Below are 11,238 nucleotides of genomic sequence, written 5' to 3' on the forward strand. Positions count from 1 at the left end.
TCCTCTGGACAGTATGAAAATTATCAAGCTATCTGGTTTCAAATTACCATCCTATTTGTTTCTTTTTACTTTTATATAAATACTAGTTATCAGCTGTATTTTTTGAAAAGAGGAAAAATTGAACTATCCAAATTTAAATTAAACTTCTTTACTAAAGTAATTGTTAGCAAAGACCAGATTTTTGAAAAACTCGCAGAATCTATAGAAAAGTCAAATAAGCAAATCCAAATAGAAAAGGCTAAGCATTCTGCTAATCTACGAAAGAAAAAGTGAGTTTATATGCTGTTAGTTTTTTATTGGTAAAGATGGAAGTTGACCATCTCCACTCACATTCTTGCTTAAGTGTATACCCATATGTTCATTGGGGGTTAGTCCCACTGAGTTCGAATCTTTAAGTACTTGTATTGTCTTGTACATAATCTTAAAATACCAAATATACTGTTTTTATATACAGTGCGTTTGGTATTGGAAGTTTGTCCAGAGGGTTAGTTATGGGATTAGTAACAAGCATTGAGCGTTGGGAAATGCCTGCGGCTATTGGCATGGCAACAGAAGGTATTCGTGCGAAGTACAATGAAGGTGCTGGTGGCGGTGGTTTTGGTGCAGCTGACTATGAAATCGGCGCTAAGTTAGATGGTGCTAAAGTGTTGGCTGCAGTGGAGCGTATGTCTAAATCCGCTCCACATCTAGCCGATTGGAGCATGTTTGCGTACGCTTCGCCTCTTTGGAACTCGAACGAAAACAAAACTAGATTGTTTGAAAGTGTTATGAACGACTGGGTTGTGTGTGCGTCTGAGCAGGGCACGATGATTCAGCAGCGAACTCATGACAAAGTAAAAGCGCTAATTCCTGTTATTGCTGGTGGATTGGCCCTTGAGCAATCTGGTGGAGCGCAAACGACACTTTCAGAAGGTGAAGTAAAATATACCCCAACTTTCACTAGAGCCTACCTAATTCATATTCTGGTTGAAGCTGATAGTTTGGCTAAAAACGAATTTAGTGATGAGTTTAAAAAGAAGCGATCTCGTTACTACCAAAACCATTGGTCTGATTGGAATCAACATGTTGAAGCTATCCGAACGCTGTTAGTCAGTTATGATCAGGCTGCTCGAAAGTTATTCAAAAAAGAGCTTGAAAATAAAAACGGTGCAGATTAGTGTATGCATTATCAGTATGGATAAGTACACAGTATTTTAAAGAACCGCCTTCATGGCGGTTTTTTTGTGCCTAAATTTCTTCCTATTCAACATTTAACCGGGACACTCCTAAGGGGGGGGTATGCGCATGCCTGAAAAAGATCCACAAAACTACACCCTTATTGGTTACCTGCTAATTAGCGTTGCCGCTATTTGGGGCGGTGTCGTTGCGCACCTACAGCATATTAGGAAAGAGAACAAACCTTTCATTTGGCGAGAGTTGATTATGCAGGTGTCCATTTCTGGTTTTGCAGGGATGCTGACCAGTTTGTTGTGCTGGTATATCGAAGCACCAACACCTCTAGCCGGTTTCATGGCTGGTATCTCTGGGTTTATGGGTAGCAGAGCGTTATCCATTCTAGAGAAGAAATACGAGAAGGTGATTGGCTGATGACTCTTGGTGATAAACAACGCGCTTTTACTCGTATGACTGCCGACTTGATTGTTTTTGCTTACGAGCAAGGCTACGAACTGACATTTGGCGATGCCTATCGTGATCCTAGAGTTCATGGGCAAATGGGGGAAAAGAAATCGTACAGCTCAGCTAATAGCAATCACAAAGAGCGTTTGGCGATAGATCTTAATTTGTTTGTGAGGGGTGAGTACATCATCAACGGTGACCACCCAGCTTATGTCGCATTAGGTGAGTACTGGGAGTCACTAGGCGGCTCTTGGGGTGGTCGGTTCGATGATGCTAACCACTTCTCAATTGAACATAATGGAAGGAAATAACAATGGCTTTAGATCCTCTAAGTGCAGCATTTGAGCTTGGTAATTCTGTTATCAATAAGATATGGCCGGACCCAGTAAAGCAAGCGGAAGAGCAGCGTAAGTTGGCAGAACTCTATCAGAAGGGAGATTTGGAAAAGCTAAATGCGCATGTTCAATTGATGTTGAAGCAGGCTGATATCAACCTGCAGGATGCTAAATCAAGTAACTGGTTTCAAGCCTCATGGCGACCCGCAATTGGTTGGGTGGGCGCTATTAGTCTTGCTCTCATGTACATCCCCAAAGCTATCGTTCAAACCTACATATGGACCTATCAAGCAATCACTATTCTCGATGATTGGAATGGCGTGACTGAATTGGTCGTGCCTACATTTCCGGATCTAGGTGTTGGTGATGTTATTGGGCTTCTCATGTCTATGCTTGGTGTCGCGGCGATGCGCAGTTTCGACAAGGTTAAGAGCACAGACACAAAATAATGGGTCCTTCCGGGGTACTCAAAACCTTACGGGGCCATGACCTCGCAGAAAGCCGCTCATTTTAGAAAAAAAATGAAAAAGTAGGTTTCCGGTTTCCGGTTTAAAACGACGATGAAAGACTCAATTTTCAATCCGAACACCACGTTTGGCCAAGTGCATATTGCTTACCTTCTGGGGATCAGTGACAGACAGGTTCGAGCCTTACAGAGCAAAGGAATACTGCCAAAATCGAAAGGCAAAAATGGTGTCGATCCTTTGCTCTGTATTCAGGCCTATATCGCATATAAATCTGCTGCTCTACCGAAGGAAGATGTACCGGAAACCCCTCATGAAGAGAATGAGAAATCACGCGAACAGCAATTGAAAAATGATGAGCGCGAAGAACGCATTCTTTTAAACCGAACAAAACGTTTAGTGCTTGAAAAACAATATGCTCCTATCGACATCATAGTTAGCACCATTTCTCAGGTTGCTATCAGCTTACGAACGCGAGTGGATTCTTGGTTGCCAAAGCTAAAAATGGCTTCACCAGAAATCACTTCGGAGCAGTTAGACGTACTAAAGCGAGAATTGGCTATGTTGTTGAATGAGCTTGCAGAAATTAAACCAGATCTCTCAATCTACGAAGACAGCGATATCGAGAGCGGTCTCGCGAGCTTTGACTCCATTGAAGGCGACGATACCGTTAACCGGGGTTGAGTGGGCAGATAAGTATTTTAGACTTCCGGAATCAAGTTCTCAGATAGCAGGCGCTTGGGTAACTCAGCCATTACAGGTTGCGTTACTAAACATGATGACGAATGACGCCATTCGCCTTATGGCTATCAAGAAAAGTGCTCGTCTTGGTTACACCAAAATGGTTGTGGCAGCATTGTTTTACTTTGCTGAGCATAAAAAGCGAAGTGGTGTTTTTTACCAGCCCGTCGATGACGAATCAGATTCATTTGTGGCTGATGAAATCGACCCTGTTATTGCTGAGATGCCAGTTATTCAGCGCATCTTTCCAGACTACGCAAGCAAAAACGAGAATAACAACCTATCCAAGAAGGCCATGATTGGTTCGACTTGGGATTTTCGCGGTGCGACTTCTCCGGGTAACTTCAGACGTTTAACAAAGCAAGTGGCCATTGTCGATGAGGCCAACGCTTTACCACTTGAAGTCGGTAAAAAAGGTAAGGGGGAAGGCAACCCAATAAAGCTGATTTTGCAGCGAATTAAAGGTGCCAGCTTTCCCAAAGCCATATTTGGTACCACGCCTACCGTTTCCGGTAACAGTCATATTCAGAACATTCTGGAAGATTGTGACTTAACATTCAGGTTTTACCTGCCGTGTCCTCATTGTGGTGTCGAACAAGTTCTTGAGTTTTCCGATGTTAACGGAGATCTGAAAGACTACGGCTTGATGTGGGATGACAATCTGCCGACCGTTGAAAAGAAAGCACGTTCTGCACATTACAAGTGTTGCAATCTGGATGGTTGTGGACAGTCATTTCACTACTCTGACTTAACCAAGATGGAAGAGTTAGGTCGATGGATGGCGGAAGATCTTACCTGGACAAAAGACGGCATCCATTTTTACAACCATGACAACTTTAAAGTGCCCGCGCCCAAGAGCATCGGTATCGAAATCAATGCGCTTTACTCTCTTAACCTAGATGGTTGGGGAGAGCTGGTTGCTGAATGGTTGAGAGCGAAAGGGAAAAAGGCAGATGAACGCTCCTTTATCAATACCGTTCTCGGCCTCGATTATGAAGAGAACAACGGTGAAAAACTTGATCATGAGCTGCTGCTAGAGCGAAGAGAAAAGTATGAATTCCCAGTGCCCGATGGTGTGAAGTATTTAACCGGAGGCATTGATAGCCAGCGAAACCGATATGAGTGTTACGTTTGGGGATGGGGAGCCCATGAAGAAAAGTGGCTGGTTGGCCGCACTCTTTGTATGGGGGATTACGACAAAGAAGAAACGCTTCAACTTGTCGATGCCGCGATCAACAAGACTTATCGGAATCGAAAAGGCGAAGAACTGCAGGTTATTCGTTGGTGTTGGGATATCGGTGGTATTGACCCAGACCTTGTTTACAAACGCAGTAAAAAGCATGGGATATTCCGAGTCATACCAATCAAAGGTGCGAGTGTTTATGGCAAACCGATCGCTAACTTTCCTCTAAAGCGCAATAAAAACGGTGTGTATCTGACAGAAGTGGGGACTGATACAGCCAAAGACCTTATCTACTTAAACATGCCTAATGATCCCAAGGGTGAAGAAACCGCTGGGGTGATGCATTTACCTCTTAATGATGACGTTTGCGATGAAATCGTGTGTCAGCAATTAACGTCTGAGCGTTTGGTTGAAACGCGCTCTCGTGGCGGCAAGAAAACCTTACTTTGGGATAACGAAGGCAGGCGAAATGAAGCGCTAGACTGCTTAGTTTATGCGTTGGCCGCTCTGAAAATATCCATGAGTCGATTTGGAATTAACTTGAATGAATCACCAAAACTACCGAGTAGCAGCCCTTCGAGAAGCTCTGTTGATTTGGCAAAACTAGGAGCTGGACATTGAGTGATAGTGAATTATTAGCCCAAATGAAGGCCGCATATAACAACTTGGTTATGGGTAAGGTTGCTCGTGTTGTTCAGAAGGATGGACGAAGAGTTGAATATACAGCCGCAGATAAAGACAGTTTGCGCTCAGAAATTTCGAGACTAGAAGCCTGCCTAGGTATTGGTCGGCGCCGAGGCCCAGCAGGAGTGATGTAATGGCGAATGAAGTGAGAATTCTACATCCGTCTGGTCGTCCTATTCGTGAAATGCAGGGTTATGAAGCAGGCGGATTACGTCTTCACCTGGACAACATTGTCGGTCATATGTTCAAGCTGAATTGGTCACCCATGTGGCGGCGATTAGGTTGGAGCGAAGATGAGTTTCTTGCGTTGAAAAACGATGTTGAATCTGCGTGGTTGGAATATGCAGAAGATGACCGCTGTTTTATCGATGCGGAAAGAAAGCGTACTTTCACAATGCTTATTCGAGCTGCGGTTACTCAGCATTTCAATTATGGCGATGTGATGGCTGCTGCTGAGTGGATTACCAGGCGACACAGTGATTATCAGAGCTGTATCAAAATGATTTCTCCTAAGCGAGTACGTAACCCAGGTGGCACAAACATCGAGTTAACGGACACTCGTGTTCGTGGGGGGATCAAGCATGACCGCCATGGTTCAGCCATTGGCTATTATGTCGCAGACTATAATTACCTGACGCCTTTTGGTGGGATGGTTGCAAGCAACGTTCGCTACGTTAAAAGGGAAACATGGTGGGGCAGACCTAAGTTTATTCATATTTTTGATGCAAGAGACGATGGTCAATCCCGTGGCACGAACGCTCTGATGTCAGTCATGAGTCAGATGCACATGCTGGATAAATTGCAGCAAACCAAGCTGCAGAACGCCATCGTAAATGCCATGTATGCCGCGACCATTGAATCTGAGCTTGATTCAGAGCAGGCATTCCAGTTCATCACGGGCGGTGAAGATACTCAGAAACAATTGTGGGGTTGGTTGGCTTCCATTAACCAATATCACAAAGGTGCCAACATTCGTATGAATGGGGCGAAAGTCTCTCACTTAATGCCTGGTGAAAAGCTGAATCTTCAGAAGCCTGGTAACGCAGACAACGGCTACAGCCAGCTTGAAATGTCCATTTTGCAGTATATGGCTGCAGGTATTGGTGTTTCGGTCGAGCAGTTAACACGTAACTTCCAAAACTCAAATTACTCCAGTGCCAGAGCCGCGCTCAATGAAAGCTGGCGTTACTTCATGGGTGACAGGAAGTTTATCGCCTCTCGTTTTGCTACCGCTATTTTCTCACTGTGGTTAGAAGAAGCGGTTGCCAAAGGCCGGATTACGCTTCCTGGTAACGTGAACTTTTGGGAACGACGCTCAGCGATTTGTCGTTGTGATTGGATAGGCTCTGGCCGTATGTCCATCGATGGCATTAAAGAAGTGAAAGAGTCCATTTTGTTGATTGAATCTGGACTTTCTACCTATCAAAAAGAGTTGGCCAAGATGGGTGAGGATTACGTTGAAGTCTTTGAACAGCAAGTTCGAGAGATGGAAATCCGCAGAGAGAAAGGCTTACCAAAACCGAGTTGGATACAGGCAGAGTCTTTCGCTCCGGAACAAAGCGATCCTCAAAGTGAATCTGGTCAAAGGAGTAACAATGAACCATCCAGTTCTTAGTCAGTTCAATCAGACTCCAATCCTAATCGATCCGAGGCAACTGGCTTCGTTGGAGAGTCTGAGCCAGCAGGCGAACAAAGAGAAAATCAGCGTTCACCAGCTGGCGATACGAACCGGCATTACGACTAATGCTGAAATCAAACCCTACAGCATTCAAGGTCATGTAGCGGTGATTACGGTCTACGGCGCTTTAATGCACAACATTGGCTGGAGCGGTCGCTATGTCACAGGTTATGACGTTTTACGCAACAAGCTCAAATACGCACTCAACGACCCTGATGTAAAAGGCATCCTGATGAAGTTTCATACGGGGGGCGGTGGTGCCATGGGATGTCCTGATACTGGCGATCTCATCCATGAGGTCGGGAAGGTCAAACCCGTATGGACCATTGCTGATGATATGGCGTATTCAGCTGGGGAGTGGCTTCACTCTCAGGGAACAAGGCGCTTAATTACGCAAAGTGGTGGCCTTGGCTCTGTTGGTGTCGTGATTGCCCATGTAGATGTGTCTAAAGCGATGAATGATGTCGGCTTTAAAGTCACATTAATCCATGCCGGTGATCATAAGGTTGATGGCAACCCTTATGAAAAATTACCCAAGGCTGTGCAAGATAAATTGCAGGCCGATTGCGATTCTACTCGTAACAAATTTGCTCAAGCTGTTTCTCGCGGTACAGGGATGTCGGTGGACGGTGTCCTTGCTACCGAGGCCGAATGTTACACCGGACAAGAAGCAGTGGATATTGGCTTTGCTGATGAAGTCGTGAGTAGCACTACCATTCTCGATGAATTTATCGAGTCCGTAAAATCAACGTCTATTGTCACTCTGGGGAACACTATGACACAACAATCTACAGCCGCGAGTCCAGCACCAGCAGCCGCGGCGACTGTCGAAGAGCAGCAACTTCCTGCCGCTCAAACCGACTCAAAAACCGCTGAGCGAACTCGCATCAAAGCAATCACCAGTTGCGAAGAAGCGAAAGGTCGTGAAGCACTGGCTAATCATCTGGCGTTTGATACAGACATGAGCGAAGAAGCCGCTAAAGGTATTTTAGCGAATGCACCGGTTGTCTCTGCGTCGGCCGAACAGCCAACGCAACCGCAACCGGATGCTTTTGCTCAGGCCATGGGCACAGAGCAACATCCTAATCTATCAGCTGATGGTGAAGATCAAGAAGTTGACCCTTCATCCGATGAAGCTCAAGCGGCGGCTATCTTGGCTGATTATCAAGTGGCACGAGGTACTAAATAATGATTGAAGAGTTAAATTACGGTCAGGCCATCAGTGGTGATACTGACATCGAGCATGCTGATATTGTGATTGCTGCAGGTGAAGTGGTTCAACAATACACGCCATTGGTGCTTGATGCGGCAACTGGCACCTTTAAAGCGGTTGCTGCAGCTGGCACTACTGCTCACTATCTTTCTTCATTTGCGGTTGATGCGACCGCTGGCGCGACAAAGCACCGCGCAATCAAAGCCATCAGTATTGACCCGGCTTATGTCGCTTACCCTGACGGGATGACTGACGTTCTCAAGGCTGGTCTTTTCGTTGGTACTCCGATTAATGTCCAGTCACCACAAGACATTTAATCCTTCATTCATCATTCGTTTTTAAAGAGAGCCGATTAAGGCTCTTTTTCTATTTCTAGGAGTTCGTATGGCTTTAAGTGCCCTTACTACCGCTGTGTTGTTTACATTGCGTCAGCAATTGCCGCCACGTTATCAACCAGCCCTGAAAAACATGTTTGTAAAAGGCATTGTGACCTTTAACACCAAATCAATCGCGTTCGATAAAATCAAGAAAGGTCGAAAACTGGCTCCATTGGTCTCTCCGATGGTCGCTGGTAAGCCAAATAAGGCGAAAGGCGGCACCATGACATCGGTCGAGCCTGCTTATGTGAAACCAACCGATGTAGTAGCCCCTGATCGTCTGATTAAGCGTCAACCCGGTGAAGCCTTAATGGGCACCCAATCACCAGCCCAACGTCTTAACGCTATCCGCGCTGATATGCTTCTTGAGCAAGATGAAGCGATTGAACGCCGTGAAGAGTGGATGCTTTGTGAAGTACTCAAAACGGGTGCGGTAACCTTAGAAGGTGAATCGTTTGAACCCATCAACGTTGATTATGGCCGCAGCGCTGAAAACAACGTGACGCTGTCAGGTACCGATTTGTGGTCAGCGCGATTAGCTGCAGACAAAGCCGATAATCAACCATTACTCGATGTAGAGAACTGGATGGATCGCTGCAATGTTGTTTGTGATGCGGTTGTAATGGGGAAAGATGCCTGGTCAACCTTCCGTCAGTTCGAATCCGTGAAAGATGTGCTTGATACGCGCCGTGGTTCAAATGCTCAAGCTGAAATCGGTCCTCTGAATAACTCTGCATTCCAGTGGGTTGGTCGCATTGGTACGGTCGACTATTACGTCTACAAAGGTGCATTTGAAGGTGATGATGGCAATGACAAATTGTACATCGATGCCAATGGTGTTCGTTGTACAAGCAAGGATGTGGAAATTTACATGGCTTACGGTGGCATCCAAGATGCGAAAGCGAACGCCAACGGGTTTGTTGAAGCCACACGTTACCCTTCTAACTGGTACACAGACAACCCATCGGTTGAATGGCTTCAAACACAGGCAGCTCCGGTACCTGTCATGCTTGATGCCGATGATGCGTGTTATGCGCGAGTGTAATCGCTCAGTGTAATTGATCGATTGGGGCCATGGCCCCAATCTTTATTTGGAGAGACACAATGGCTAACAAGTCAGAATTAATTGCTCAAATCGTGGCATTAGAAACCGCACTTACAGACGCTGGTATTGAGTTTTCAGCCGTTGATCAGTCGGCAACGAATGACATATTGGCTCAGGAAATTATGCGATTAGAGTCTTTACTGCCTGAAGAAGGTGAAGAAGGTGAAGAAGGTGAAGAAGGTGAAGGTGGTAATAATGGTTCACTATCCAATGGCACTGGCGGTACTGATGGCACTGGTGACACGAATGGTGGCATAGCCACTGGAAATTCAAGTGACCAACTACCCAAGATTAAACCTGCGGTGGACACGGTCAAAACTCGCAAAGTGCTGATTAAAAAATGCATCAATGTCGAAATCAAAATCGACAAACAGACCAAGGTTCTGAAAGGTGAAACCGAATACGAACTGCCTGCCGAACGAGCGAAATCCATTGTTGCTGAGAACTTAGGTTTGTACGCCGATGAGTAATTTTGATGATGCTATCTCTGAGTTGGATAACATCATCATGGCCACGTTTGGCAACGTGAATGTCACCGTTGGTGGCAGCGACCCAGTACGAGCAATTTTTGATTCAGAACCAATTGTTGCTCGGCTAGAAAGCGGTGGTCAGGTGGTTTCTTATGATGCCAAGTTATCCCTAAGACAATCGGACAGTTCGCCTTTTCTTCGTCGCGTTAAGGTTCGTTTGGATTTTGATAACGGCACGGTCGAATACTACCGAGTGAATCAATCGCTCGATGCGAAAGATGGCGAAGTCGTAGTGACGTTATCGGTAGATCAAGAAGGTGACGACAATGAAGCCCAATCAAAACTTGATGTTCGATATTGATCTTGACGATCTTAAAGCCATCCAACTTTTAGTTGGGGCGACCAACAAAGAAATGTTGAAGGCTTACAACCGAGCCTTATCAAGAACGGCCGTCACGATTCGAAAGTTAAGCACAAAAATGCTTAAAGACTCTTTGCAGGCGAGAAACGCGGCGCAACTTAGACGGCGTTTAAAGCAGTTTAAAGTGAAACAATCGGGTAAGGGGCTGGACGAGCTTAAATTGTGGTTCGGTCTCAACGATTTACCTGCCAGTTCTTTGAAGGGGCGCTCAAGACGCAAAGGCTCTAAAAAGAAACCGAATGGTGCGGTCTTTATACCAGCATCCCCATTGCTAAAACCGGTTCATGCCGAAAAAGGCTTTGTGGCCAAAATCAAAGGCCCACGCTCGGTATTTACTCGCAATGGTAAAGAGCGTTGGGATATTAGTGAAGTGATGGTGAATATTGAGCCCGTTCAGGAAGCGATTGAAGACGATATCTTTGTCCAACTTCCTCAAATATTCCTTAAACACTTTGAAATGGATTTACGTGGAAGGGTAGCCATTCGATGAGTATGAATTTAACCGACTATCACGCAGCAATTAAAATGTGGTTAGAAACCAACGAAAAATTAGCGAAATATTTCAAAAGTATCAGCTGTTATCCAGAAGCGGCGACAAAACTGGCATCCCCTTGCTTATTCTTTTCTGTGGATGACTTTGAACCCAATGACGTTCAACCGCAATCAGGCGAAAAAGAGTGGGTTCTCAACCTAATGCCGTTCACTTAAGGTGAGCGGCATTGTATTTTCTAGGGTATCGGCTTGGCTTTTTCTTCACGACTCTAGGGAAGGCTCTTTCTCGCCTTGGCTCAAGTATTAAGCTCCCACTCATTGCATAGAAGTTTTGGAGTTGCCTCGGTATGGCTCCCGGTGACGAGTAGGGAAGCCCCACTATTAGGCGCATGATGTGGGCTAACGCTCCATTGAAGCTAAGTTGGTATGGCAAGTAGTCTCCATTCAACGTATTACAC

At 45.5% G+C, this 11,238-nt stretch carries 16 protein-coding genes and 1 pseudogene; 16 read left to right on the forward strand and 1 reads right to left on the reverse strand.

Annotated elements, in window-relative coordinates:
• The 16 genes from AACU59_RS00005 to AACU59_RS00080 form a co-directional block, all read left to right on the forward strand.
• Window positions 1–273: hypothetical protein (locus AACU59_RS00005; protein WP_237666590.1), on the forward strand; the 273-nt coding region annotated here is incomplete at its 5' end.
• A gap of 218 nt (window positions 274–491) precedes the next feature.
• Window positions 492–1,157, forward strand: coding sequence for a hypothetical protein (locus AACU59_RS00010; RefSeq protein ID WP_094145410.1), 666 nt, complete (start codon window positions 492–494; stop codon window positions 1,155–1,157).
• A 121-nt stretch (window positions 1,158–1,278) separates the two neighbouring features.
• Complete coding sequence (locus AACU59_RS00015; protein ID WP_094145408.1) at window positions 1,279–1,587, forward strand: phage holin family protein; 309 nt, start codon at window positions 1,279–1,281, stop codon at window positions 1,585–1,587.
• Entirely contained in the window at window positions 1,587–1,928 is a 342-nt protein-coding gene (locus tag AACU59_RS00020) for a M15 family metallopeptidase (RefSeq protein ID WP_094145406.1), read from the forward strand. Before AACU59_RS00015 ends, AACU59_RS00020 begins: the two co-directional genes overlap by 1 nt.
• A gap of 2 nt (window positions 1,929–1,930) precedes the next feature.
• A complete protein-coding gene (locus AACU59_RS00025; protein ID WP_094145404.1) occupies window positions 1,931–2,401 on the forward strand; it encodes a 3TM-type holin in 471 nt (156 codons plus the stop codon).
• A gap of 111 nt (window positions 2,402–2,512) precedes the next feature.
• Complete coding sequence (locus AACU59_RS00030; protein ID WP_094145402.1) at window positions 2,513–3,100, forward strand: hypothetical protein; 588 nt, start codon at window positions 2,513–2,515, stop codon at window positions 3,098–3,100.
• Window positions 3,069–4,961, forward strand: a complete 1,893-nt coding sequence (locus tag AACU59_RS00035; protein WP_094145400.1) for a phage terminase large subunit family protein — start codon at window positions 3,069–3,071, stop codon at window positions 4,959–4,961. Before AACU59_RS00030 ends, AACU59_RS00035 begins: the two co-directional genes overlap by 32 nt.
• Window positions 4,958–5,158 carry a gpW family protein gene (gpW, locus tag AACU59_RS00040; protein WP_254917751.1) on the forward strand — a complete coding sequence of 67 codons (201 nt, stop codon included), beginning with the start codon at window positions 4,958–4,960 and terminating at the stop codon, window positions 5,156–5,158. Before AACU59_RS00035 ends, gpW begins: the two co-directional genes overlap by 4 nt.
• Window positions 5,158–6,639 (forward strand): phage portal protein, encoded by a 1,482-nt coding sequence (locus AACU59_RS00045; RefSeq protein ID WP_094145398.1) that lies wholly within the window; start codon window positions 5,158–5,160, stop codon window positions 6,637–6,639. The genes gpW and AACU59_RS00045 overlap by 1 nt, the downstream gene beginning before the upstream one ends.
• Window positions 6,620–7,891, forward strand: coding sequence for a S49 family peptidase (locus tag AACU59_RS00050; protein ID WP_094145396.1), 1,272 nt, complete (start codon window positions 6,620–6,622; stop codon window positions 7,889–7,891). Before AACU59_RS00045 ends, AACU59_RS00050 begins: the two co-directional genes overlap by 20 nt.
• Complete coding sequence (locus AACU59_RS00055; protein ID WP_094145394.1) at window positions 7,891–8,232, forward strand: head decoration protein; 342 nt, start codon at window positions 7,891–7,893, stop codon at window positions 8,230–8,232. Before AACU59_RS00050 ends, AACU59_RS00055 begins: the two co-directional genes overlap by 1 nt.
• A 67-nt stretch (window positions 8,233–8,299) precedes the next feature.
• A complete protein-coding gene (locus AACU59_RS00060) occupies window positions 8,300–9,337 on the forward strand; it encodes a major capsid protein (RefSeq protein WP_094145392.1) in 1,038 nt (345 codons plus the stop codon).
• A gap of 59 nt (window positions 9,338–9,396) precedes the next feature.
• A complete protein-coding gene (locus AACU59_RS00065) occupies window positions 9,397–9,867 on the forward strand; it encodes a hypothetical protein (RefSeq protein ID WP_094145390.1) in 471 nt (156 codons plus the stop codon).
• A complete protein-coding gene (locus AACU59_RS00070; protein WP_094145388.1) occupies window positions 9,860–10,228 on the forward strand; it encodes a head-tail joining protein in 369 nt (122 codons plus the stop codon). The genes AACU59_RS00065 and AACU59_RS00070 overlap by 8 nt, the downstream gene beginning before the upstream one ends.
• Window positions 10,194–10,778, forward strand: coding sequence for a hypothetical protein (locus tag AACU59_RS00075; protein ID WP_094145387.1), 585 nt, complete (start codon window positions 10,194–10,196; stop codon window positions 10,776–10,778). Before AACU59_RS00070 ends, AACU59_RS00075 begins: the two co-directional genes overlap by 35 nt.
• Complete coding sequence (locus AACU59_RS00080; RefSeq protein WP_141195613.1) at window positions 10,775–10,996, forward strand: hypothetical protein; 222 nt, start codon at window positions 10,775–10,777, stop codon at window positions 10,994–10,996. Before AACU59_RS00075 ends, AACU59_RS00080 begins: the two co-directional genes overlap by 4 nt.
• Here the strand turns inward: AACU59_RS00080 and AACU59_RS00085 are convergent.
• Window positions 10,989–11,238: pseudogene (locus AACU59_RS00085) on the reverse strand (IS4 family transposase); the annotation flags it as partial. The gene AACU59_RS00080 and the pseudogene AACU59_RS00085 sit on opposite strands and share 8 nt — an antisense overlap.

Source organism: Vibrio sp. V23_P3S9T160, assembly GCF_963886625.1.
In the GTDB taxonomy this organism is placed as follows: domain Bacteria; phylum Pseudomonadota; class Gammaproteobacteria; order Enterobacterales; family Vibrionaceae; genus Vibrio; species Vibrio anguillarum.